The 24,771-nt window shown below is 61.2% G+C and carries 21 protein-coding genes and 1 pseudogene; 10 read left to right on the forward strand and 12 right to left on the reverse strand.

Going from position 1 to position 24,771, the window contains the following annotated elements:
• The first annotated feature begins 8 nt into the window (after positions 1–8).
• Positions 9–1,538, forward strand: a complete 1,530-nt coding sequence (locus tag RlegSU303_RS28820) for an FGGY-family carbohydrate kinase (RefSeq protein WP_017956649.1) — start codon at positions 9–11, stop codon at positions 1,536–1,538.
• Complete coding sequence (locus tag RlegSU303_RS28825; RefSeq protein WP_131643217.1) at positions 1,535–3,160, forward strand: GMC family oxidoreductase; 1,626 nt, start codon at positions 1,535–1,537, stop codon at positions 3,158–3,160. The genes RlegSU303_RS28820 and RlegSU303_RS28825 overlap by 4 nt, the downstream gene beginning before the upstream one ends.
• Positions 3,161–3,502: 342 nt before the next feature.
• Here RlegSU303_RS28825 and RlegSU303_RS28830 read toward each other — a convergent pair whose 3' ends face one another.
• Both RlegSU303_RS28830 and RlegSU303_RS28835 read right to left on the reverse strand, forming a co-directional pair.
• Complete coding sequence (locus tag RlegSU303_RS28830) at positions 3,503–3,706, reverse strand: cold-shock protein (RefSeq protein ID WP_017956647.1); 204 nt, start codon at positions 3,704–3,706, stop codon at positions 3,503–3,505.
• Between the two features lie 112 nt (positions 3,707–3,818).
• Entirely contained in the window at positions 3,819–4,331 is a 513-nt protein-coding gene (locus RlegSU303_RS28835) for a hypothetical protein (RefSeq protein ID WP_231283885.1), read from the reverse strand.
• Positions 4,332–4,701: 370 nt separating this feature from the next.
• On the opposite strand from RlegSU303_RS28835, the gene RlegSU303_RS28840 reads away from it, so the two are divergent.
• Together RlegSU303_RS28840 and RlegSU303_RS28845 are read left to right on the forward strand one after the other, a co-directional pair.
• Positions 4,702–5,814, forward strand: a complete 1,113-nt coding sequence (locus RlegSU303_RS28840) for a hypothetical protein (protein WP_017956645.1) — start codon at positions 4,702–4,704, stop codon at positions 5,812–5,814.
• Between the two features lie 155 nt (positions 5,815–5,969).
• The gene (locus tag RlegSU303_RS28845) at positions 5,970–6,416 is read left to right on the forward strand and encodes a GNAT family N-acetyltransferase (RefSeq protein WP_017956644.1); all 447 of its coding nucleotides are present in this window, start codon (positions 5,970–5,972) and stop codon (positions 6,414–6,416) included.
• Positions 6,417–6,615: 199 nt separating this feature from the next.
• Here the strand turns inward: RlegSU303_RS28845 and RlegSU303_RS28850 are convergent, their stop codons facing one another.
• Genes RlegSU303_RS28850 through RlegSU303_RS28890 form a run of 9 tightly spaced genes read right to left on the reverse strand, consistent with a single transcriptional unit; the run spans position 6,616 to position 15,342 of the window.
• Positions 6,616–7,359 carry an ABC transporter ATP-binding protein gene (locus RlegSU303_RS28850; protein ID WP_017956643.1) on the reverse strand — a complete coding sequence of 248 codons (744 nt, stop codon included), beginning with the start codon at positions 7,357–7,359 and terminating at the stop codon, positions 6,616–6,618.
• Positions 7,356–8,213, reverse strand: coding sequence for an ABC transporter ATP-binding protein (locus RlegSU303_RS28855; protein ID WP_017956642.1), 858 nt, complete (start codon positions 8,211–8,213; stop codon positions 7,356–7,358). The genes RlegSU303_RS28850 and RlegSU303_RS28855 overlap by 4 nt, the downstream gene beginning before the upstream one ends.
• Entirely contained in the window at positions 8,210–9,145 is a 936-nt protein-coding gene (locus RlegSU303_RS28860; RefSeq protein ID WP_017956641.1) for an ABC transporter permease, read from the reverse strand. The genes RlegSU303_RS28855 and RlegSU303_RS28860 overlap by 4 nt, the downstream gene beginning before the upstream one ends.
• Positions 9,146–9,149: 4 nt before the next feature.
• Positions 9,150–10,247 (reverse strand): ABC transporter permease, encoded by a 1,098-nt coding sequence (locus RlegSU303_RS28865; protein WP_017956640.1) that lies wholly within the window; start codon positions 10,245–10,247, stop codon positions 9,150–9,152.
• Positions 10,248–10,253: 6 nt separating this feature from the next.
• Complete coding sequence (locus RlegSU303_RS28870; protein WP_094088193.1) at positions 10,254–11,840, reverse strand: ABC transporter substrate-binding protein; 1,587 nt, start codon at positions 11,838–11,840, stop codon at positions 10,254–10,256.
• Between the two features lie 42 nt (positions 11,841–11,882).
• Positions 11,883–12,833 (reverse strand): dihydrodipicolinate synthase family protein, encoded by a 951-nt coding sequence (locus RlegSU303_RS28875; RefSeq protein WP_017956638.1) that lies wholly within the window; start codon positions 12,831–12,833, stop codon positions 11,883–11,885.
• A gap of 57 nt (positions 12,834–12,890) precedes the next feature.
• On the reverse strand, positions 12,891–13,781 hold the full coding sequence (locus RlegSU303_RS28880) for an SMP-30/gluconolactonase/LRE family protein (RefSeq protein WP_094088192.1): 891 nt from the start codon (positions 13,779–13,781) through the stop codon (positions 12,891–12,893).
• Positions 13,778–14,608: an NAD-dependent epimerase/dehydratase family protein gene (locus RlegSU303_RS28885; protein ID WP_017956636.1), complete on the reverse strand. Its 831-nt coding sequence runs from the start codon at positions 14,606–14,608 to the stop codon at positions 13,778–13,780. The genes RlegSU303_RS28880 and RlegSU303_RS28885 overlap by 4 nt, the downstream gene beginning before the upstream one ends.
• A gap of 20 nt (positions 14,609–14,628) precedes the next feature.
• Positions 14,629–15,342: a FadR/GntR family transcriptional regulator gene (locus RlegSU303_RS28890; protein ID WP_025397252.1), complete on the reverse strand. Its 714-nt coding sequence runs from the start codon at positions 15,340–15,342 to the stop codon at positions 14,629–14,631.
• 317 nt (positions 15,343–15,659) lie between these two features.
• On the opposite strand from RlegSU303_RS28890, the gene RlegSU303_RS28895 reads away from it, so the two are divergent.
• From RlegSU303_RS28895 to RlegSU303_RS28920, 6 genes and pseudogenes are all read left to right on the forward strand, one after another.
• Complete coding sequence (locus tag RlegSU303_RS28895) at positions 15,660–17,597, forward strand: ABC transporter substrate-binding protein (RefSeq protein ID WP_131718965.1); 1,938 nt, start codon at positions 15,660–15,662, stop codon at positions 17,595–17,597.
• A 123-nt stretch (positions 17,598–17,720) separates the two neighbouring features.
• Positions 17,721–18,707: an ABC transporter permease gene (locus tag RlegSU303_RS28900; protein ID WP_027664799.1), complete on the forward strand. Its 987-nt coding sequence runs from the start codon at positions 17,721–17,723 to the stop codon at positions 18,705–18,707.
• 9 nt (positions 18,708–18,716) lie between these two features.
• Entirely contained in the window at positions 18,717–19,838 is a 1,122-nt protein-coding gene (locus RlegSU303_RS28905; protein WP_017956633.1) for an ABC transporter permease, read from the forward strand.
• A gap of 7 nt (positions 19,839–19,845) precedes the next feature.
• Positions 19,846–21,567, forward strand: coding sequence for an ABC transporter ATP-binding protein (locus RlegSU303_RS28910; RefSeq protein WP_094088191.1), 1,722 nt, complete (start codon positions 19,846–19,848; stop codon positions 21,565–21,567).
• A pseudogene (locus tag RlegSU303_RS28915) lies at positions 21,564–22,762 on the forward strand (mandelate racemase/muconate lactonizing enzyme family protein). The gene RlegSU303_RS28910 and the pseudogene RlegSU303_RS28915 overlap by 4 nt, the downstream one beginning before the upstream one ends.
• Before the next feature lie 12 nt (positions 22,763–22,774).
• Positions 22,775–23,962 (forward strand): galactarate dehydratase, encoded by a 1,188-nt coding sequence (locus RlegSU303_RS28920; protein ID WP_131718963.1) that lies wholly within the window; start codon positions 22,775–22,777, stop codon positions 23,960–23,962.
• A 181-nt stretch (positions 23,963–24,143) separates the two neighbouring features.
• Here the strand turns inward: RlegSU303_RS28920 and RlegSU303_RS28925 are convergent, their stop codons facing one another.
• The gene (locus tag RlegSU303_RS28925) at positions 24,144–24,716 is read right to left on the reverse strand and encodes an NADPH-dependent FMN reductase (RefSeq protein ID WP_094088188.1); all 573 of its coding nucleotides are present in this window, start codon (positions 24,714–24,716) and stop codon (positions 24,144–24,146) included.
• Positions 24,717–24,771: the final 55 nt, after the last annotated feature.

Consider the following 24,771-nt stretch of genomic DNA (forward strand, 5'->3'; position numbering starts at 1 on the left):
GGTTCTGCATGGGAAACTATCTTTTGGGGCTAGACGCCGGAAACACCGTCATCAAGGCGGTGATTTTCGACCGGGCGGGCAACGAGATCGCGGCTGCGTCCGAAGAGGGACACAGCCGCATGCCGAGCCCGGGCCATGTCGAGCGGGGGCTGGACGAATTATGGGCGAATGCCCGGCAGGTCATCCGCACCTGCATCGAAAAGGCAGAGATCCCGCCGGAGGAAATCGCCGCGATCGGTTGCGCCGGGCATGGCAACGGTCTCTATGCGCTTGATCGCGACGGCGCTCCGCTCATCGGCATCCAGTCGCTCGATACGCGGGCGGCCGGGCTGGTCGATGAATGGCGAGAAGCCGGCGTTGGTGACCGGACCTATCCGATTGCCCGCCAGCGCCCGTGGCCATCCCAGACGCCGACATTGCTTGCCTGGCTGAAGCGTCACCGGCCGGAACTGTTCAACCGCATCGGTACGGTGTTCTTCTCCAAGGATTTCGTCGTCAACCGCCTGACCGGCCGCCGCGTCAGCGAAGTGTCCGACATGTCGGGTGCCGGTTTGCTCGATCTTGCCGCGCGCCGCTACGACAGGGCACTGATGGAGGCCTATGGACTGGGCGATTGCATGGACCTCTTGCCGCCGCTCATCGAAAGCGCCGACATTGCCGGTACGGTAACGAAAGAGGTGGCGACGCAAACCGGGCTCGCCGCCGGTACGCCTGTGGTCGGCGGGCTGTTCGACGTCGTCGCCTCGGCGCTCGGCTCGGGCGTTTCGCGCACCGGCAGCGCCTCGATCATTGCCGGTACCTGGAGCATCAACCAGGTCATCATAGACGGTCCCGACCTCGACGGGCCGGTCTTCATGTCCTCGACTTTCGATCGCACCCGCTACATGGCGATGGAAAACAGCGCCACCTCGGCTGCCAATCTCGAATGGCTGGTGCGGGAGTTCTTCCAAGGCGAGCATGCAGAAGGCGTTTCTCCCTTCGATGCCTGCTGCGCGCTGGCCGGGGCGACCGAGCCCGCGGCAGACGACCCGCTCTACCATCCATATCTCTATGGTGCCCAGCAAGACGGGCATGCGCGCGCCGGCTTCTACGGCATTGCCGGCTGGCACACCAAGGGGCATCTCGTTCGCGCGCTTCTCGAAGGTGTCGCCTTCGGTCATCGCCAGCACATCGAGGCGATCCGAACGGCCGGCGCGGTGTTCAACGAAGCCGTGCTGTCCGGCGGCGGCTCGCGCAGTCTGATCTGGCCGCAGATCTTTGCCGATGTGCTCGGCGTACCCGTCACTGTCGCCCGCTCGCGCGAAACCGGTGCTCTGGGGGCGGCGATCGCGGCCGGAACCGGCGCCGGCCTCTTCGCGGACTTCGGCGCTGGTGCTGCGGCCATGGTCCGGACCGAACGCCATTATCGCCCGGATGTCTCGCTCGAGGCGCATTATGCGCGCCGCTACGCTCTCTATCAGGATCTCGCCGAGGCGATGGCGCCGCTCTGGCGGCGTCTGACGACGGTCCCGCCGGTGGCAGCGGGGGCGGCGGCGTGAATATCCGTGTGAACGATGCAGCCATTGATGCGGGGAGCTACGACTTCATCATCGTCGGCGCGGGATCGGCCGGATGCGTTCTAGCCAACCGGCTGTCGGCCGATCCGAAGACCCGCGTCCTGCTGCTCGAAGCCGGCGGCACCGACCGCTATCATTGGGTGCATGTGCCGATCGGCTATCTCTACTGCATGGGCAATCCGCGCACCGATTGGATGATGAAGACGGCAGCGGAAGCCGGACTGAACGGTCGGTCACTGCCCTATCCGCGTGGAAAAGTGCTGGGCGGCTGCTCGTCGATCAACGGCATGATCTACATGCGCGGCCAGGCGGCCGATTATGACGGCTGGCGGCAGGCGGGCAATTTCGGCTGGGGCTGGGACGACGTTCTGCCCTATTTCCTAAAATCCGAGGACAACTATCGGGGCCAGTCGCGGATGCATGGAGCAGGCGGCGAATGGCGGGTGGAAAAGCAGCGGTTGTCCTGGCCGATCCTCGATGCCTTTCGCGATGCGGCCGAAGAACTCGGTATCCCGAAGACCGACGATTTCAACGATGGCGACAATGAAGGCTCAGGTTATTTCGAGGTCAACCAGCGCGCCGGCCTGCGCTGGAACACGACGAAGGCCTTTCTGCGCCCGGCGATGAAGCGGCCCAATCTGCGCGTGCTGACCGGCGCCGAAACCGAGCGGCTGGAATTCGACGGCAGAATGGTGACCGGTGTACGGTTCCGGCTGAACGGGCAGAACCATCTGGCTCGCGCCGGTCGCGAGGTCATTCTGTCTGCCGGTGCGATCAATTCTCCGAAAATCCTGGAGCTTTCCGGGGTCGGTCGACGGGATGTGCTGTCCGCTGCCGGACTGGACGTCGTCCATGAACTTCCGGGTGTCGGCGAAAACCTGCAGGATCATCTGCAAATCCGCACGGTCTTCCGCATCGAGGGCGCAAAGACGCTGAACCAGCTCTATCACAACCTGTTCACCCGGGCGGGCATGGGGCTTGAATATATGCTGCGCCGGTCCGGGCCGCTGTCGATGGCGCCGAGCCAGCTCGGTATCTTTGCCAAGAGCGATCCGGCTGTTGCGACCGCCGATCTCGAATATCACGTGCAGCCCTTGAGCACCGACCGGCTCGGCGAGCCGCTGCACAAATATCCCGCCGTCACCGTCTCCGTCTGCAATCTGCGGCCGGAGAGCCGGGGGACCGTGCATGTTGGCGGCCCGGACTTTTCCGTGTCGCCGGAAATCCGCCCGAATTATCTTTCGACCGTCGGCGACCGGATGGTTGCGACGAAATCGATCCGGCACGCCCGCCGGCTCATGGAGGCCGGTGCGATCGCCAAGTACCGGCCGCAGGAGATGCTGCCGGGCGCGGAGTACCGGACTGACGAGGAGCTGATCCGTCGCGTCGGCGATATCGCCACAACGATCTTCCATCCTGTCGGTACCTGCAAGATGGGCAGCGACATGATGGCGGTTGTCGATCCGCAATTGCGGGTGCATGGGCTGGTGAAACTGCGGGTAGTCGATGCCTCGATCATGCCGACGATCGTGTCGGGCAACACCAACTCGCCGGTGATCATGATTGCCGAGAAGGCCGCGAATAGCATTCTGTCAGGGGCGTGATGTGATCCGCTCATCGCATCGTCTAAAACGAATGCATGGAGCATCCTTTGTCAGAGAGACAATGCTCTGATTGCCGCCACTGCGCTGGCATGAGCGTCCTCACGCGTCATATTCATGATTTCAAAGGCGCGGACATCAAACGACACGGCCAGGCTCAATCGTCGGCGTTTCGGCTTAAAGCATGTGGCGCAAAACTGTGCAGCGGCTTTGCGACAACGACATGCGTAACACAAAGCCTTAAAGCGCGAAGAGCACGACGCGCTTTAGAGTACGAAGGCATTCGCGCCCGCGACTCGATGAGCCCAACCCGCTCAACGCAGGCTGGGCCATCTTCGATTTCGATCAGAGCGTCGAGACGTTCTCAGCCTTCGATTTTCCGGTCTTGCGATCCTGTCCAATTTCGAAGCTGACCTTGTCGCCTTCGCGGAGCGACCCGCCGCTCTGCAGCGCAGACACGTGAACAAAAACGTCCTGGCCGCCACCCTCAGGGGTAATGAAGCCGAAGCCCTTGTCGTCATTGAAGAATTTAACGGTACCTGTCGGCATGAGATAACTATTTCCTTGTATCGTTCGACGATTTGCGAAGGCGAAACTATAGCTTCGGGGCTTCTCTATCAACCCTTTAGCACGACAACGGCTCTTTGAATGCAAAAAGATATCAGCTCCGACGAAGCTCAATGCGGCTCGTCACAACCGATCGACCTGTTGCGGGGTCGGTATCGACGGTTGTGAGACGCATGCCCGACGCCCCGGTTTTTTCGATCGTCATCTGCGCACGTCGGTCGCCATTCACTTCTTTCGCCCATTTGATCGCGAGGTTTATGGCATTACCAGCGCGTTTTCCGCCGAGGCCCGCGGTGCCGGTGCCCGCGCCCACGTAGGAGCCGGTGTAGATTTCACCGCTGGCCCTGAGGTTGGCGCTGATGACACGGGAAAAAATGGCGAGACTGGTGCAGCGCCCATTGAGTGCAAGGGAACCTGCATTCGCATCCGACTTGAAACGGCAAGTGACTTTCAAGGTGGGTGCATTTGTCCGCACTTTCACCGTACCCTTACCGCTCCAATTTCCTGCCAATGTCTTGAGGAAAGCAGACTCGTCGGCATTGGCGGAGCCGGCCATGAGCATTGACGCCGTCGCAGCGGCAATGGCGCAGGCAAGGACCTTGATCATCTGAGTAACTTTCGGGCCGCTTAACATCCGCATCATGACGCTCCGCTGATCGAGGAGGAGGGTGTCATATAACCGCTCGGCGATGATTTGGTTCCGTATGGGAGGCATTGACGTCGTTCCCAACGCAGCGCGCACGTTTTCAACAAGATCAATGGACCAATGATGCCCACGCAGGCTGAAAGGGATTGCGATCTCCCGCCTCAGGTTTTAGATCGGTCTTACACAATGAGATTGTGCAAGCCGGCCGGAACGACGTCAATTCCGCTATAGCGCCGCGCGTCTTTTCAGATGCACAAAGGACGCCGCAGCGCTTTGAGTTGCGGCCTCATTGGCCGCTGCCCGAGCTTGCCAGCCCATTGCGCTGTCACATATGAGGGGTCCGACGCCATTGCCTTCACTTGTTCTTCCTGGTCGCCCGCTCTCGTTGGCGCGCAACGTCATCTCCACGCCGAGCGCTTATTTCTGGTCGACGCCCATTATCCTGGCGCTGGCTGTCTTTCTATTCGTCTCGGAAGCACCAGGGGTGATCCGCGATTTCCAGATCAGCCAGAACCCTTTGACGCTCGAAAATGGCGACGTGCAAAACGGGCGATGCACGACACGCAAGGCAGTGCTTACCGATTGCGAGGCACGCCTTGTCTACAGCTACGGTGGACGAGACTACGACACCGAGGTGGAGGTCATGTTCGTCGATTTCCATACCGGCGACTACGAAACCGGCCTTGTGATATCAGCCGATCATCCTGAACTTGCGACGATGAGCCTGGGTCTGGACATGCTCTGGAATCGGATCATCACGCTTACGGTATTTGCGCTACTGTTTGGTGGCATGAGCCTGGGGATGATTTTTCTCGCTATCCGCATTTGGTGGGTCAAGGGCCAATTGCTTCGGCCTGCCATGCTGACCCCCGTCCCGGTCGAGATTACCGCATTCGACCGCAAACGCGGCGTCCTTTCCATCACCTATAATGACAAGATCGCCGACGACAAAACCGGGCGATCGGCTTACACGCGCATGAAGAATGGAGAGGAGCCTCTGATCGTCGGTGAAGCCAATGGCAAGGCGATCGGACTGGCCGTCAGGCACGGCAATACGGCCCTGCCGGTGCTTCTCGACGATCGTCTGCAGCGCGTGGAGCTTGCGGATAACGAGCGCACCGCAGCTCTTGCACCCTTTGCGTATCAGCAAGAACACGACCGGAATGCACCGGTTTTGATTGAAGAACCAAAAAGGACGGTATCGATCTGGAAGCGGCTGCAGCTTTTCTTCGGTGTCTTGCTTCTGATCGTCGTGGGCGTGGTCGGCTTCTGGCTTTGGTACGTCACGACCTCCACAACAGCATTCCAATCGCCTGGCATGGACATCAACAATCTCATGCCAGCGCCGTTGAACGAGTGGGGATGCGAGCAGCTGAAGAAGCGGTTCGGTCAGGATCGCGCGCCGTTTGGTTGCGTCGCCGACGATTATACGAGCTGGAAATAGAGGTTGAACCCGCTGACCCGGACCTGCCTAGGGTAGTCGCGATCTTTACCTTTTTAGGGACAAGCTAGGCGAAAAACCTGCGGATGCAGGCAACACACCATTGCGAAATCAACAGCCTTCGGCGAATGTCACCTCACGTAGCGTGAGACGAGTTTATGCCATTTCGGATCGAGCGTCTGATTGAAAAACACATTAGCGGCGCGGCCAGCGTGTTGGTAAATGCCTATGCCCTGCCTCCGTGGAATGAGAGCTGGTGCCTTGAGGCGGCTGCAGAAAATGTGACCTATGTGCTTGAAACTCCCAGGTCAATTGCACTTGCGGCAGTTGACGGAGACAAGGTGCTCGGCATTGCGCTCGGGATACGACAGCGGCGCCATACAGGCCCCGTCATCTATGTGGACGAGCTTTCAGTGCAGCCCGACGCACAGGGTAAGGGAATAGGGACCGCTCTACTTTCTGCAATGTTCGAAACAGCCACAGCTGAAGGATGTAGCAGCGTGTGGTTGATCTCACAACGAGGAGGGGCGCTGTCGGAGTTCTATCAGCGTTGCGAATTTGCCGTGATAAGCGACCTTGGCCTGTACTCTAGATCAAGCGGATAACGCTAGATTGGGAATCCCCGATCCGCCCAGCGAAAATCTTGAGCATGCCGGGGTGAACATGCGAATGGCCGAGCGTCTTTCAAAGGTTACGCAACATCATCGGCGATCGATACTGCCTTTGGTTTAGGCAGCCGGATCGGCTTGACGTGTATGGCGGGCCTGCGACGACTTCAAGAAGCAGGCGCGTATCGATCGAGAGTTACCCCTTTCCGTACATCCGGCTGGCGCGCAGCAGGCGTTGCGAGTAGGGGTGTTCGACCGCACCTCTTCGGAGGGCACCGACATCGACCTGTTCGACGATCTCGCCCGCTTCCATGATGGCGACGCGGCTGCACATGTGCGAGACGACGGCGAGGTCGTGGCTGACGAGCAGATAGGTCAGCCCGCGGTTGGTGCGCAGATCCTGGAGGAGATTGAGGATTTCGGCTTGCACTGAGACATCGAGCGCCGATGTCGGTTCGTCGAGAAGCAGAACGTCCGGATCCAGCATCAGCGCGCGGGCGATCGCCACGCGCTGGCGCTGGCCACCGGAGAGCTGGTGCGGAAATCTGTAGCTCAGCGCCGGATCGAGGCCGACCGATCTCAGGACGGCGTTGACGTCGACGGAATTCGTATCCAGGCCCTGGTTGCGCAGCGGTTCTTTCAACTGCGAGCGGATGGTCTTGCGGGGATGGAGAGATCCATAGGGGTCCTGGAACACCATCTGCACCTGGCGGAAGAATGGCCGACTGCGCCGTTGAGTCAACGGCTCGCCTTGGAGTTCGATCCGGCCGTCATAATTGGCGTTGAGGCCGGAAAGCGCCCTCAGGACAGTGGACTTCCCGCAGCCGGACTCGCCGACCAGGCCGAAAGCAGTTCCCTTTTCGATGGCGAAGCTTACGTCTCGAACGACAGGTCGCTGCCCGGGTCCGAAGCGGACCGTAAGATTGTCGATTTTAATCACCGCGGCGGCTCCAATGCGAATTCTTCAAGCCAGGCCGGATCCCGTTTCAGGATCGGCAGCCGGGCAGGGGGATCTTCGATCGTCGGCAGGGATGCCAGCAAGCCTTGCGTATAAGGATGTCGGGCCTTGTCGAGATCGCGCGCTTCGAGCACTTCCACGACCCGCCCCGCATACATGATGAGGACGCGATCGCAGAAATTCCGGATGAGATTGAGGTCGTGGCTGATGAAGATCAGCCCGAGATTGCGTCGCAAGACGAGCTCGTCGAGCAGGGCCAGGATCTCGAGCCTCACCGTCACGTCGAGCGCTGAGGTCGGCTCGTCGGCAATCAGCACTTCGGGTTCGGCAATCAACATCATGGCGATCATCGCCCGCTGGCCCATGCCGCCCGAGATTTCGTGCGGATAAAGGCGGGCCACACGCTCCGGATCGCGGATCTGGACGGCCTCGAGCATATCGAGCGCCTGTTGCCAGGTCTTTACCTTGCTCGTCCTCGGATGATGGAAGCGGTAGGTCTCGGCGATCTGTTCGCCGATCCGCATGACGGGATTGAGCGAATATTTCGGATCCTGCAGGATCAGGCCGATCCGCCGCCCCCTGATCGTCATCATCGTTTTTTCGTTCGCCTTGAGCAGATCGACGTCGCGAAAGCGCATCCGCTCGGCATTGACGATCGCCGTCGGTGGCAGCAGCTTCATGATCGCGCGGCCGACGGTCGACTTTCCCGACCCGGATTCGCCGACGATCCCGAGCTTTTCCTGTCCAAGCGAAAAGCTCACGCCGCGCACGGCCCGCACCTGTCCGCCGCCAAATGCGATTTCGAGGTTCTGAATATCGATCAAGGGCTCTGTCATTCTGAACCTCGGGGATCGAGAACATCGCGAAGCGCATCGCCGACAAGGTTGAAGGCGAGGCTGACGAGCGCAATGGCAATGCCGGGTGCTGCGATGACCCAGGGGCTATCGAGCATGAATTCACGTCCGCTGGCGGCCATCGAACCCCATTCCGGCCACGGTGGCTGCGCGCCAAGGCCGAGGAAGCCGAGGCCGGCGGCAGTGATGATGATTCCGGCCATATTGAGGGTGACGCGGACGATCACCGAGGGAATGCACATCGGCAGGATGTGACGGGTGATGATCGCGATCGATGTCGCGCCCTGCAGGCGTACGGCGGCGATATAGTCCGCCTTGCGCAGGCTGAGCGTCTCGGCGCGCGCCAAGCGCGCGATCGGCGGCCAGGCCGTCAGTGAAATCGCGATGATCGCATTGGTGATGCCTGGACCGAGCGCTGCGGCAAAACCCAGCGCCAGCACGAGGCCGGGGAAGGAGAGAAAAATATCGGTGATGCGCATCAGGATTTCATCGACGATGCCGCCGAAATAGCCCGAGACGGTGCCGATCAGCAGGCCGAGCGGGGCGACGATGACCGTGACGAGCATGATGATGTAGAGCGTCGTGCGGGCGCCATAGATCACCCGTGAAAAGACGTCGCGGCCGAAATTGTCAGTGCCGAGCCAATGGCTCGCCGATGGCGCGGCAAGCCGCCCGGCCATGTCCTGAACGATCGGATCGTAGCTCGTCAGCAGGGGGGCGGCGAGCGCCACGACGATCAGCAGCAGGATGATGGCTAGTCCGGCCAGGCCAAGCGGGTGCAGGCTGAATTTCCGCCAGCCCTGGTGAATTTGCTGCGCCGATGACTGGAACCAGCCTCGAGGCTCCGGTGCGAGCAGCCAGGTGCGAAGGCCGCCGGTGTTGACGCTGTCTGCGTGCTCAGAGGAGATCGTCATGGCGTCACCGTGTCCTCGGATCAAGAATGCGATAAAGGAAGTCCGACAGGATGTTGATCGTCAGGAAGACGGCGCCGATCGTCAGCACCGAACCCATGACCACGTTCATGTCGTTCATCTGCAGCCCCCGGGTCAGGTACTGGCCGAGCCCCGGCCACCCGAAGACGGTCTCGATCAGCACCGCGCCTTCGAGCAGACCGCCGAAGGTCAGCGCCATGATCGTCAGGAGTTGTACGCGGATGTTCTTGAATGCATGGCGCCAGACCACCTTGCGGGTGCCGAGCCCCTTGGCCCGGGCGGTGATGATGTATTCCTGGCTTAGCTGCTCCAGCATGAAGCTCCGCGACATGCGGCTGATATAGGCGACGGAATAGTAGCCGAGGATAGCCGCCGGCAGGATGATGTGGCCAAGGGCGTTGTAAAACACGTCCCATTGGCCCTGAATCGCCGCGTCGATCAGGAGGAAGCCCGTCATCGGCGTGACGAGGCCTTCATAGAAGACATCGATCCGGCCCGAGGCGCCGACGAGCTTCAGCTTCGCATAAAAGACGAAGAGCGCCATCAGCCCGGTCCAGAAGATCGGGATGGAGTGGCCGGCAAGGGCGACGATCCGCGCGATGTGGTCGATAACGGTTCCGCGCCTGACCGCAGCGGTGACCCCTAAGGGAATGCCGACGATCGCCCCGATGATCATGGCGATGATCGCAAGTTCGATCGTCGCGGGAAAGATCGTCAGGAGATCGGTGAGGATCGGCTGGCCCGTCGTCGCCGACATACCGAGATCGCCTGTGGCGATGTTGCCGACGTAGGAGAGGAACTGCATCCAGATCGGCTGCCCAAGACCCAGCTCGTTATAGACGCGATCGTAAACCTCCTTGCTGACTTCCGCCCCGGTGATGGCGAGCACCGGGTCGGCGGGCAGCAGGCGGCCCATCGAGAAGGTCAGGAAGAGCAGGCCGAGCAGCGTCGTCACGACGGCCACGACGCGTCCCGCCAGGCGCCGTAGCAGGCTCAGTGCCGGGTGCGGGGCCGCCTCGGCGAACCCGCCCAGCGGGGAGTGCCGGCTGCTCTCCCCCTTCGATGTCATATCGGCGCTTGCCACGGCGTTCTACTCCTTGATCACGTCATGCCAGCGCGTCGACCATGTCGTATGCCCGTGATAGCCCTTCACGTTGGCGCGCATGACATAGGGGTCGGTTCGCTGGAAGAAGATGACCAGCGGCGAAGCCATGCCGGCATAGATGCCATCCATCTTCTTGAAGATGTCGGTGCGCTTTTCCGTGTCGCGCTCCTTCATCGATTGGTCGATGAGCGTGTTGAGTTCGTCCACCTTCATGCCCGTGCGCCAGAGGTAATAGCTGCCGAGGCGTGCTTCGTCGCTATTGTCGGGGTTGAAGGCATATTGCGTGGCGACCGCGAAGGGATCGGGCAGGCGGGCGCCGGAATTGCCGAGCAGCACTTCGAATTTGCGCTCGCGGAAGGCGGGCGTGAACTCGCCGGGCACGAGATCGAGATCGATGCCGGCGGCGCGGGCACTCGCCTGCAGCGCTTCGGCGAAGGGCAGGGTCGGGGCTCCCGACGGATTGAGCACCTTCTTCAGGCCATTGGGATATCCGGCCTCCGCCAGCAGTTGCTTGGCTTTGGCGGGATCGTAATCGTAGCGCACCTCCGCCTCGCCGGGAGCGCCGATCATGCCGCGCGGGATCATCGACTGCCAGGGAAAGCCCGTATGGCGCATGATGTTGCCGGAGATCGCTTTCCAGTCGAAGGCATGCTGGAAGGCCTCGCGAACTTTCGGCTTCTGCAGATCCGGGTCTTTCTGATTGAGGGCGATATAGTAGAAGCCAAGACCCGGGACATTCTCGATGACCATGTCCTTGTTGGTGGCGAGCGCATCGAGGTCACCGCTTGCCACATACTGGCCGACATCGACGTCGCCGGCTTCGAGCTGAAGCCGGAGATTGCCGGATTCCGGGATATGACGGGCGACGACGCGCGCCATGGCCGGCTTGCCGTCCCAATATTTCGGCTGCGCATTGAAGATCGCGACATCGTTCGGCCGCCACTGCGCCAGGCTGAATGGGCCGCTGCCGGCAGAATTGGCGGAAAGCCAGGCGCCGCCGAAATCGCCGTTCGCCTCGTGCGACAGAACCGTCTTCTTGTCGACGATGCCGATCGACGAGCCCGCCAGCGAATAGAGCACCAGATCGGTATTGACCGACTGCGGCAGCTCGATCTCGAGCGTGTGTTCGTCTTTTGCGCGAACGAGCTTTTCGACGTTTTCAGGCGTAAAGCCCCAGAGCGCGATGTCGGTGGAGCCGACCTGGCCCATCTTGATGACGCGCTGGATCGACCAGGCCGCATCCTCGGCGGTCACCTTGTTGCCGCTCTGGAAGACGGCGTCGTCGCGTAATGTCAGCGTGATGATCTTACCATCCGCCGAGACGCTCCATTGCGTCGCGAGCATCGGCTTCAGCGTCTTAAGATCGTCCGGCGACAGCTGCACGAGGTTGTCGTAGAGGTTCGAGATCAGTTCGGAAACCGTGCGGGCATTGTTCTGCGCTGGATCGAGCGTCCTTATACCGGTGAGATTGGTGCCGATCACCAGCATATTGGGCGGCGACGCCGCGAAGCTGGGCTGCGCCGTCGTCAGGGCGCCGGCAATTGCGATCGTTGTCAGTACTTGTCTCAGCATCTCAAGACCTCCCAATCCTGTTGTTTGTGGATAGCGTCGAAATCAGCCGGCCGCCTTTACGGCCGACTGGTCTGAATGAGTTTGAATGTCGCCTTCGGCCTCCCAGCCTTGAAGCAGCCGATGAAGCTCCTCGCGGTCATGCTGGTCGAGCTGCGGCAATCCCGGCACACGCACGGGACCGACATCGAGACCGGAATAGGTGACGGCTTCCTTGACGACGGTCACGTTCGTGCCATTGCGGAATTTGGTTCGCATCCGCTCGAATGGCTCGAGCTTGTTGACGATCGCCCTGGCGGCGGCAAAATCGCCTTTTTCAAGCGCAGCGTGGACCGCAAGCGAGAGCTTCGGCGCGACATTGACGAGGCCGGACGTGAAGCCGCGGGCGCCGGCTGCGGTAAATGTCGGCGCCCAGCTCTCCGCCAGGCCGCAGACGAACAGCGCGCCGCCGGGGCTCGCCGCCGGGATCGCTCTCGACAACAACATCAGATCGGTTGTGGCGAATTTGATGCCGGCAATATTGCCGTGATTTGCGAGGCGGACGATATCGGCGACGGCGAAACCATCCGCCCTGACATAGGCGATGAGCGGCAGGGCGGAAGCATCCGCAAGATTGCAGAAATAGTCGATCTGGGCCGCAGGTGCTGCGAAAGGATCGACGGGCTGATGCGACATGACGGCGGATGCGCCGATCGCGGCCGCATCTTTCGCCATGCCGATCGCCTCGCGCAGCGACCGGCCGATCGCCGCCGTCACCGGTGCCTTGCCGTCGACACCTGAAACCGCCGCCTCGTGGACGATCCTGATTTCCTGCGGTGTCAGAGCATAGAATTCCCCGGTATTGCCGGCAGCGACGATGTTGTGAATGCCCGCTGCCGCCACCCGCTCATAGACCTTCGCCGTGATCCGGGGTTCGACTTCACCCCTGCCGTCATAGGCGGTGACCGGAACACCCGATACGCCTGTAAGCGCCTTGCGCATGGTTGCGATGCTCATCTTTCTTCCCCGTTATCTTTCCATCAATCCGTCGTCACCCGAAGGATAGGCACGCTGTCATCCGACGGGATGATCCCCGAAGCGGAAGGGCGGCAGGCCCTTTGCATCCACGTCGAAGGCGATCACCGTTCCCGCTTCGAAACGCCCGCTGCGATCCGTCGACAGGCTCGTGACGAAGAGGGTACGCAGATCCGGCCCCCCGAAACACGGCATCGTCGGTGCGGGGACCGGCAGAATGTAGATTTCGACGATTTCGCCTTCGGGCGATATTCGGTTGAGGCGGCCGGCGGAAACGCCGGCGCTCCAGTAGAACCCGTCACGATCGGTTGTCGCTCCGTCCGGCCGACCCTCGTCTTCCGTGAAGCTGCGAAGCCGGCGCCCATCGCCGAGGTCGCCCGTATCAGGATCGAAGTCGAATGCCTGCAGGAAGCATTGCCGGCTGTCGGAGTGATACATCCGCCGGCCGTCCGGCGACCAGGCAAGGCCGTTGGAGCTCGTCAGTTTTGTGGCCACGGTCCGCGTGCTGCCGTCGGCGCTCACGCAGAAAAGTGCGGCCTCATTGGTCTGCGGCTTGGCTTCGCTGAACGAGCCGATCCAGAAGTGCCCGTCGGGGCCGACCTTTCCGTCATTGAGGCGGCAATTGATGTCGCGTCCAACCGGATCGCACACAAACTCGAAATCTCCCGAATCCGGATCGAAGAGATGGACGCCCGTCTGGAGCCCCACGACGATCCTGTGATCGCGGCAAAGCCCGAGCGCGCCGATTGCGGCCGGCATGTCGAAGCGGTCGATCTTTCCTGAATGCGAAAGCCGGACGAGTGCCGGCGCCAGAATATCGACGAACCACAGAGTGCCGGTCTCCTCGTCCCATACCGGCGATTCACCGACCGTCAGCGGTTGCTGGATAACGGAACGGACGTCCGGGCGGATGACCCGAGGCGCCGTCATTCAACCGTCTCCGGGCTCTTGGCCAAGCCATCGGCGTCGCGCATGCGGATGGTGCCGTCGTGATTGATCTCACAGAACCCGCCACCCTGGAACGCCAGCGCGACCGGCCCTTCGGATCCCTCTTCGATCAGGGCGTGGTCACGCGGCCGGTCCTGCGGCTGGTAGCCCAATCGTGTCGCCAGATCGTTCTCCCACCACATCTCCTCGGTGTCAGAAACGCCGTAGACCACTGTTGCTGCGATCAACGGGTGCGAAAGGCCGATCCTGACCAATTGCGCCAGGTCTCGCGCGCTGATCCAGATGGCAATGGATCGCTCGCTGTTGGGATAGGTGCCCGCATTGCCGATGCGGATGGAAAGAGAGCGAATGCCCGATGTGTCGTAATAAAGCCCCGCCACAAGTTCGCCCCAGCATTTGGAAAGTCCATATGGGCTGTCGGGGCGCATCGGGTCGAGCGGCGACACCAGCTGGCCGCGCGGATAAAAGCCGGTGGCATGATTGCTCGATGCATAGACGACCCGCTGAACCTTGTTGATCCGCGCCGCTTCGTAGAGATTGTATGTTCCAAGCACGTTCGCGTGCAGAATGGCGTTCATGTCCGTGCCGCTTGCGATACCCGCCAGATGGACGACGCCATCGATATCCTTCAGCGCAGCCGTCGCCTCGTCGAGCTTTGTAAGGTCGGCCCTGACGAAATTCTCGTTTTCGCCAAGCCCGCCAGGTTCCTGGAGATCGATCAGGCTGAGGTGCTCGACATGCGACCGAAGAAGCGGACGCAGCAGCGTCCCTACACGTCCGGCAGCACCCGTCATAGCGACCCGTTTCATCGTCTCTCCTCCCATATCGCTCAAACGCCCTGGAACATGCGGGCGCGCGCATTCAGTATGTGTCTTTTCATCGCATCGTGCGCTTCGGTTTCCCGGTGCGCGAAGATCGCCTCGACGATCACCGCATGCTCATCCTGGACGCTGCGGATCTGTTCCGGCGTCCGCTTCAAGCTCAAGCTTCGTGTAACGGAATGCCCGATGGCGAAATGCGGCTTGAACCACTCGCGCAGGGTGATGTGGAACTGGTTACCGGTCGCCATGGCAATTGCATCGTGCAGAGCCTGGTCCTCCTCGGCGCCAAGCTCCCCATTGCGCAAGCATTGCTCAATCGAAAGAAGCGCTGCCGTTATGCGCTCCTTGTCGACCGGTTGCCAGTTTCGCGCTGCAAGCTCCGCCGCCTCGGCTTCGAGACCGGCGCGGAATTCGAAGAACCGCTGGACATCGGCCAAGGAGCCGACCGGCACCATTTTCAGCATCGACGAATCCGGCCTTTGCCTGACATAGGAACCGGAACCCTTGCGCGAAACGACCAGGCCATCGGCTCTCAAGCGTTCGAGCGCTTCGCGCACGACGGGTCTCGATGCGCCGAAATCCGCGGCGAGCTTCGTCTCCGGCGGCAGTCGTTCATTCACCGGAAAATTGCCGTCGGCGATCATCCCCACGATCTTCTCGTAGATGATGTCACTGAAGCGCGTTGCGCTCCTGTTCGAAACGGCATCGACCGCGAATGTCATCATGGTCCTTTTCTCTCAACGCCACGTGCGCCGGGTCGGCGGCCGCACCCTGGCTGTCGCCGACCATATGTTCAGGACGGCGTACAGCATTTGACAGATCCAACGTTTTTCGTCCGGTTGGCCGTATTTCAACGGCACAACGTCGCATTTCAATGCAACATGGCTACAAAATTTGTAATTATCTGTCAACTCTTGTAATCATTTGAGAACGTGTCTATGGTTTCGGTCGTAGCGCCGAGGAGGGCGTCAGCGTCGGGTCGGGAGCCCGCCGCATCAGCCGGCGCAAAGGCTGCGCCGGCCCAAAAGGGAGGAATTCGATGGCCAAAGAAATACTGTCGCGTGGCGTCACCCGCCGCGCCGTGCTTGGCGGCATGGCTGGCGTCGCGGCGCTGTCTATTGCCGGTCGCGTGTCCGCCGCAGGCGGCGAAGCGCCGGCCCTTGCGCAGCTCGCCAAGGATGGAAAGCTACCGCCGCTCGCCGAGCGCCTGCCGAAAAAGCCGATGGTCGTGACGCCGTTCGAGAAGGTCGGCACTTATGGCGGTTCGCTGCGCCGCGGCCTTCGCGGTTCATCCGACCATAACGGCATCCTGCGTATGGTCGGCAACCAGAGCCTTGTGCGCTGGAACCTCGATTTTACCGCCGTGCAGCCGAACCTTGCCGAGCGCTGGGAAGTTAGCGACGACGCAACACAATTCACCTTCCATCTGATCGAAGGCGTGCGCTGGTCCGACGGTCATCCCTTTACGGCCGATGACGTCGTCTTCGCGATTGAAGACTGTGTCAAGAACACCGAGCTCTACAGCTCGACACCGGCGCAGCTTGCTGTCGCCGGCAAGCCGGTCACGGTCGAGAAGATCGACGATTACACGGTGAAGTTCACCTTTGCTGCGGCCAACGCGCTTTATCTGGAAAACCTCGCCACGCCGCTTGGCCAGCATCCGACGCTGTTTCCGAAGCATTATTGCAGCCAGTTCCTGCCCAAATGTAATCCCAATATCGAGGCCGATGCGAAGAAGGCCGGTGTCACCAGTTGGACAGAGCTGTTCCGCAGCCGTTGCGGCGACATCGAGATCCCGTCGCGATGGGGCAATGTCGACAAGCCGACGCTCGATCCATGGGTGGTCAAAGAGCCCTATGCCGGCGGCGCGACGCGCGTCGTCATGACCCGCAACCCTTATTTCTGGCAGGTCGATACCGAGGGCAACCAGCTCCCCTACATCGATGAAATCAACTTCGGCATCTCGCAGGACGTCGAATCGCTGATGCTGAACGTCATCTCCGGTAAGATCGACATTCAGGAACGTCACATCAGCGTTCTCGCCAACAAGCCGACGCTGTCCAAGAACATGGAAAAGGGCGATTACCGGCTGCTGACGCTCGTGCCTTCGGCCTCGCAACAGTGCCAGATCTATTTCAACATCACCCACAAAGATCCTGCCATGCGCAAGATGTTTGCCGACAAGTCGTTCCGGCAAGCGCTCTCGATCGGCATCAATCGCCAGGAGCTCATCGACATCGTCTATTTCGGACAGAGCGAACCCTACCAGGCCGGGCCGCGTCCGACCCATCCCTGGTATAACGAGACATATGCGCGCCAATTCACCGAGTTTGACGCCGACAAGGCAGGCGCGATGCTCGATGAGGCCGGCTATAAGAAAGGCGGCGACGGTTTCCGCCTCCGGCCGGACGGCCAGAAGGTGTTCTTCTCGATCGACGTCATTCCGACGCTCTATCCCGACCTCGTCGATGCCCTGGAACTGGTCAAGGCGCATTGGGCTCAGATCGGTGTCGACATGAAGGTCAACACGATCGAGCGGGCGCTCTATTACACCCGCGGCGACGATAACGCCCATGATGCGGCAGTGTGGCCAGGTCCTGGCGGTCTCGATCCGATGCTCGATCCGCGCGATTTCTTCGCCTTCCATCCGCAGGGTTCGCGTTACGCCATCCCATGGACGCTTTGGTACACCTCTAACGGTGCGCGCGGCGAAGAACCGCCGGAAAGCCAGAAGAAGCGCATGAAGCTTTTCGACGAAGCGCGGTCGACAGCCGATCTCGACAAGCGCGGTGCGATCATGAAGCAGATCTTCGACATCGCGGCCGAGGAATTCGAGACCGTCGGCCTTTGCCTTGCCGTCGGCGGCTTCGGCATCATCCGCAACAATCTGCGCAATGTTCCCGAGAAGGAGCCGGATAGCTGGTCCTGGCCCAATCCCGGCCCTGCAATGCCGCAGCAATTCACCTTCACGAGCTGATTTTCGTCTTAAGCGCCGTACCATCAGGTACGGCGCTTTCTTTCAGTTCGCCCTCCGAGATGCCTTGCCGGTCCTGACGGCCGACAAGGCCGGGAAGGCGGTGTTCAATGCAAGAGGCGCCTCATGCTGGTCTTTATCGCCAAACGCTTCCTATGGATGATTCCGTCGCTGTTTGCCGTCAGCTTCCTGGCTTTCGTGCTGATCCAGCTGCCGCCGGGCGATTATGTCACGACCTATATTGCGACGCTGGCAGCCTCCAACGAGATCGTCGATCAGAACACGGCGGCGCAATTGCGCGAGCGCTTCGGCCTCGGCGACCCGATGCTCGTCCAATATTTCAAATGGATGTGGGGCATTCTCACGCGCGGCGATTTCGGCATCTCCTTCGAATGGCAGCAGCCGGTCTCGGACCTGATCTGGGAGCGCATGGCGCTAACGCTCGTTCTGGCCTTGTCGACATTGATCGCCACCTGGGCAATCGCGCTGCCGATCGGCGTCTATTCCGCCGTGCGCAAATATTCGATCGGCGACTATTTCTTCACCGCCTTCACCTTTTTCGGCCTGGCCGTTCCGTCCTTCCTGCTGGCGCTGGTGCTGATGTATGTCGCGGCGGTCGAATTCGGACAGGATGTCGGCGGGTTGTTTTCGCCGGAATACGAGAACGCGTCCTGGAGCTTCGCCAAAATGGTCGATCTCTTCTCGCATCTCTGGCTTCCCGTCATCATCCTTGCCGTCTCCTCGACGGCGAGCCTCATCCGCGTCATGCGCGCCAACATGCTCGATGAACTGCCGAAGCCTTACGTGACCACGGCCCGGGCAAAAGGGCTCTCTGAGTTCCGGCTGCTGATGAAATATCCTCTGATGATCGCGCTCAATCCGTTCATCTCGACGATCGCCTGGCTGCTGCCCAATCTCATTTCCGGCTCGGTCGTCGTCGCCATCGTCCTCAATCTGCCGACGGCCGCACCTTTGCTGCTGCAGGCGCTGATGGCCCAGGACATGTATCTCGCCGGCGCCTTCGTTCTGCTGATCTGCGCGCTGACGCTGATAGGATCTCTGATCAGCGATATCCTGCTTGCGCTGGTCGATCCCCGCATCCGGTTGGAATAGGAGCCTTACGTGGTCGACATCCCCATTACAAATATTCCCCCGGATCGCGCCGCCGTCGCATCGCAGTGGCAGCTCATCTGGTGGGCTTTCCGCCGGCACCGGCTTGCCATGGTGGCGCTTGTCGTCACCGTGCTGATGTATATCGTCGCCGTCATTCCCGGCTTCTTCGCCATCAACGATCCGTACCTGCAAAATGCGCGGGCGACCTTTCACCCGCCGCAGAAATTGCATCTGATCGATACTGAGAACGGGTTCTCCTTCGGCCCGCATTATTATCCGATGAAGCTGACCCGCGATCCGGAAACGCTGGCAGCCATCTACAAGGAAGACACGACGAAGCGTGTCGATGTCCAGTTCTTCGGGCGCGGTTATGAATATTCCGTGTTCGGCCTGTTCAGGACCAACATCCATCTGATCGCCTCGCCCGACAAGACGACGCCGCTGCTTCTCTTCGGCGCCGACAGGCTTGGGCGCGATGTCTTCAGCCGAACGGTGCAGGGCTCGCAGATCTCGTTGTCGATCGGCCTCGTCGGTGTCTTCTTCTCGTTGATGCTCGGCATCGTGCTCGGCGGCATCTCGGGATATTACGGCGGCCGGATCGATTTCTTCCTGCAGCGGGTGATCGATTTCGTGCTGTCGTTGCCGACGATCCCGATCTGGCTCGCAATGGCCGCGGCCCTGCCGCAGGACTGGCCTGCGACGCTGCAATATATGATGATCACGATCATCCTGTCGCTGACCGGCTGGGCGCAGCTCGCCCGCGTCGTTCGCGGCCGCTTCCTGTCTTTGCGCACCGAGGAATTCGTCGCCGCCGCCAGGCTCGACGGCGTTCGCGAAAGGCGCATCATCTTTCGCCACATGCTGCCGAGCTTTGCCAGCCATATCATCGCGTCGATCACGCTTGCGGTGCCGGCAATGATCCTTGCCGAAACCTCTCTCTCCTTCCTGGGCCTCGGTCTGCAGCCGCCGACCATCTCCTGGGGCGTGCTTCTGCGCGAGGCCCAGAACATTCGCTCGATCGCCACTGCGCCATGGCTCTTCATGCCGGGCTGCGCCGTCGTGGTCGCCGTGATGGCGCTCAACCTTCTCGGCGACGGCCTGCGCGATGCGGCCGACCCCTATAACAAATGAGGCCGGCATGACCGATATCCTTCCCATTGCCGGCAGACCGCTGTTGCAGGTGAAAAATCTGACGGTCGAGTTTCCTCTGCGCACCGGCGTCTTTCGCGCGGTCAGCGATCTGTCTTTCTCGATCGAGCCGGGCAAGACGCTCTGTGTCGTCGGCGAAAGCGGATCCGGCAAGTCGGTGACGGCGCGTTCGATCCTGCAGATCGTCGATGCACCCGGCCGCATATCCGGCGGATCGATCATGCTGAACGATCAGAACGGCGGTTCGATCGATCTGACCAGCCTCAATCCGCGCGGGCGTCAGATCCGAGCGATCCGCGGCCGCGACATCGCCATGATCTTCCAGGAGCCGATGTCGTCGCTGTCGCCGATCCACACGGTCGGCAACCAGATCGTCGAGGCGCTTCGCCTTCACACCCGGATGAGCAAGGCAGAGGCGCGCGCTGAAGCCATATCGCTGCTCAAGCAGGTCGAGATTCCCTCACCGGAAAAAGCGCTGGACCGATATGCCTTTCAATATTCCGGCGGGATGCGCCAGCGCGCGATGATCGCCATGGCGCTCGCCTGCAAACCGCAGCTGCTGATCGCCGACGAGCCGACCACGGCCCTCGACGTGACGACGCAGGCCGAAATTCTCGACCTGATCGCCCGGCTGCAGAAGGCCAAGGGCATGGCCGTTCTGTTCATCACGCATGACATGGGCGTCGTGGCGCAGATCGCCGACGATGTGCTGGTCATGCACAATGGCGTCGCCAAGGAATATGCGCCGGTCGAGCAGATCTTTCATGCGCCGAAAGACGACTATACCCGCATGCTGATCGGCTCGGTGCTGAAGCTGGAAGCGAAGGCCGAAATCCGGCTGGCGCGCCCTCCGCTCGACACGACGGCGCCACCGATCCTCGAACTCCGCAATGTATCGATGGATTTCGGCGAGGTAAAAGCGCTGGACGATGTTTCCATTTCGCTTCTGCCGGGCGAGACGCTCGGCATCGTCGGCGAGAGCGGATCCGGCAAGACGACGATGGGTCGCTCCATCATGCGGCTGATCGATCCGACTGCGGGCGAAATCCTCTATCGCCGCGCCGACGGCGACATCATCGACCTGGCAACGGCAAAAGGTCAGACGCTCGCCGCCGCAAGGCGGGAATTGCGGATGGTGTTTCAGGATCCTTTCGGCTCCCTCAACCCGCGCATGACCGTCTCGCAGATCATCGGCGAGCCGCTGCTCGTCAATGGTGTCGCAAAGGGGCGGGCGCTGGAGGAGCGCGTTTGCCACCTGATGGAGCAGGTCGGCCTCGACCCGAGGGCGCGCGAACGCTACCCGCACGCATTCTCCGGCGGCCAGCGTCAGCGCATCGGCATTGCCCGCGCCATCACCCTCAATCCGCGCGTCATCGTTGCCGACGAGGCAACCTCGGCGCTCGACGTCTCGGTGCGCTCGCAGGTGCTCGATCTGTTGATGCGCCTGCAGGACGAACTCGGTCTCGCCTATATCTTCATCAGCCATGACATCGGCGTTATCCGTTACATGTGCGACCGTGTCGGCGTCATGTACAAAGGCCAGCTCGTCGAAATCGGCGATGCGGAGAAGGTCTGCCGCACGCCCGAGCACGCCTATACGCAGGCGCTCATATCAGCGATCCCGCGCCCCGATCCGCGTGATCGCGATCATTCGCGGCGTTTCCGCTACGTCGCGCCGGACATTTTGAAGAATGGGAGTTTTCAGCGATGAAAATCACCGGGATCCGCACTTTTCTCATGCATGTCGGTCAGCCAGATCCCGCGAACTGGGCTTCCGACCAACGCTCTGGCGGCGGCGCCTCCAAGCAGTTCGGCGGCACCAGAAACTGGCTCTTTCCGATGAGGGCATCACAGGCATCGGTGAATGCTCGGGCTGGCCGCGTGTCGTCGAGACGGCGATCCATGATCTCGCCCCCCTCCTCATCGGCGAGGATCCGGCACATACCGAGCGCTTGTGGCAGAAGATACAAATCGCGATGATGGGCCATGGCATGCTCGGAACGGTCGGAGGCGGTGCGATGACCGGCATCGACATGGCGCTATGGGACATTAAGGGCAAGGCGCTCGGCGTGCCTGTCTGGATGCTGCTCGGCGGCAAGGTGCGCGACCGGATCCCGATCTATTCGCATGCGAATACGCCCGAGCGCGCGCTTGCCATCAAAGCGCGAGGCATAAAGGCGATCAAATGCGGCGGCGTCGCCGATCCGGTCCGCAAGGTTGCTGCGCTGCGTGACGCCGTCGGTGACGACATGGACATCGCCATCGATCTGCATGGGCCGCCGTGGCTGACGCCTGCGGATGGCTGCCGGCTGGTGCGGGCGCTCGAACCCTATGAATTGATGTGGGTGGAAGATCCGATTGCGCCGGAGAATATCGACGGCTACCGTCGCATCCGCGACGCAGCACATGTGCCGCTTGCCGCCGGCGAGCGCTCGGCGACCATCTTCGGCGAGCGTGAGCTCATAGAGAAGGAACTGGTCGACATCATCCAGCCGGACACCGGCCGGGCCGGCGGCATCACCCAGATGAAGAAGATCGCGGCCATGGCCGAAGCCCATCATATCCAGATGGCGCCGCATTCGGGTTCGCTCGGGCCGGTGGCGGAATATGCGGCTCTGCATCTGCTTGCGGCGATCCCCAACGCCCTCATCCTCGAGCGGCTTGACGACGACTGGGACGGCCGCCGCCAGACGATCGTGCCGCACCCGCAACAGGTCGACGGCTTGATCGCCGTTCCCGATGGCCCGGGACTTGGCTGCGATATCGACGAGGCCTTCGTGGCGCGCTTCCCCAGCAACGGCAATGTCTCGGTGCCGCAAAGTGCCGGTGCCTACAATCCCGGAACCGACAACGAGCATCTCTACGTGCAGACGCGCCAGTCGCGCCGCACCTATTTCAATCGCTAGAAGGACAGAAAGATGAAGATCGACCGCATGCGGGTTTTCATGACCCGCGACAAGGACCGTCCGCGCGTGATCGTCGCGCTCGATACCGATGACGGGCTGACGGGTTGGGGCGAATGCTACAATCACGGCCCCGACAAGGCGCTGCCGCCGCTGCTCGATTATCTCTACGAATTTGTCTCGGGCCAGGACCCGACACGCGTGGAGTATCTCGTCAATCTGCTGATCCAGCAGAGCCGGTTTCCGCCGGGGGCGCTTGGCCTTGCCGCGATCTCGGCGCTCGATCACTGCCTGTGGGACCTTGCGGCCAAGGCGGTGAATGTCCCGGTCTACAAGCTGCTCGGCGGCGAAGTGCGCGACCGCATCAAGGTCTATGCCGGTGTCTACACCGCGCCGGATGCGCCAGCAGCCCGCGACGAATTCGATCGCCTGAAGGAGGGATGGGGGTTCACCGCCTTCAAGCTCAGCCCCTGGCGGATCGACATGCACTCGAACCGCTGGGGTAATGTCGTCAAAGCCTCGGCGGATTATTTCCGCTCGCTTCGCGAAACGGTCAATGACGAATACGAAATCGCCTTCGATGCCCATGCGAAGATTTTCGAACCGATCGCCGCTCGCCAGCTCGGCAATGCGCTGGCGCCTTATGACCCGCTGTTTTTCGAGGAGCCGTTGCGTCCCGAGAACATCGAGGCCTGGGGCGACCTGAAACAGGGGCTCAACTGCACACTTGCGACCGGCGAGTCGCTCTATAACAGAAACGAGTTCCTGCGGCTGCTGCAGGTCAAGGGCGCCGACCTAATCCAGCCCGACATCTGCGTCGTCGGCGGCATCAGCGAAATGCGCCGCATCGCCACGCTCGCCGAAGCCTTCTTCGTCGGCGTGGCGCCGCACAACCCGATGGGTCCGCTTGCGACGGCGGTCAACGTTCATTTTTCGGCGGCGGCACAGAATTTCCGCATCCTCGAATACCGGCTGCCGAAAGGACAGGCCTATGTCTATGGCGGCCTCGATATCGAGAAGCGGGAGGGGAAAACCCGCTACGTCGTCGATCCCTACCTGCCGAAGGACGGCTATCTGGAGCTGCGTCCCGACCGGCCGGGCTGGGGCGTCGAAATGGACGAGAAGGCGATGGAAGAGGAAGGCTACATCCACTGGCAGCGGCGCGTGCCGAAACGGCCCGACGGCTCCTACGCCTTCGCCTGAGGGCATCGCCCGCTTTTAAAACAGGAGCTGGTCCCGGATGGCCTGGCCAGCTCCCGCAGGGCGACGCTTCTAGAGCATGATGCCGAAAAGTGTGAGCGGTTTTCGGGTGACAACATGCTCTAACTATTTAATTTAGAACAGGATTCAGATTTTAGGCCGACGGGCCTAAAATCATCCTGTTCTAGGCATCTTTCGGTAGGACTGAGCGAACCCTTGCGATGAAGACATGGAAGTCCTGCATGAAGGTGCGAAGGAAATCGGCGGTTTTGTCGTTCGTGACCTCGCCGTCATCGGTGATCAGCCCCGGTGTGAACTGGATGTAGGCTTCCGGGGCATTCATCTGGGGAGAGTTGCAGAAACTGAGCACACTGCGCAAATTCTGCTGGGCAACTGCTGTGCCTATCGCGCCTGGCGACGTGCCGATTACCGCTGACGGCTTGCGTGTGAACGAGTTGGTGCCGTAGGGGCGGCTCGCCCAGTCGATTGCATTTTTCAGCCCGCCGGGTATGGACCGATTGTATTCGGGCGTAACAAACAGCACGGCGTCGACGGCAGCGATTGCCGCTTTGAATGCTTTGCCAGCCGGAGGGTAGTCGGCGTCATAGTCGTAGCTGTAAAGCGGCAGGTCCTTGAAGGATATCTCCGACATTTCAAGTTCCGGCGGGGCGAGCCGCACCAACGCTTTCGCGAGCTTTCGGTTGATCGAGCCCTTGGCGAGGCTGCCGATGAGATAGCCTACTTTATGGGTGGTCATGGCGTTCTCCAATATCTCGCATGATAAAGGACCTATCATACGCAAAAATCAAAGA

Source organism: Rhizobium sp. SU303, from assembly GCF_021052345.1.
Lineage (GTDB): Bacteria > Pseudomonadota > Alphaproteobacteria > Rhizobiales > Rhizobiaceae > Rhizobium > Rhizobium laguerreae.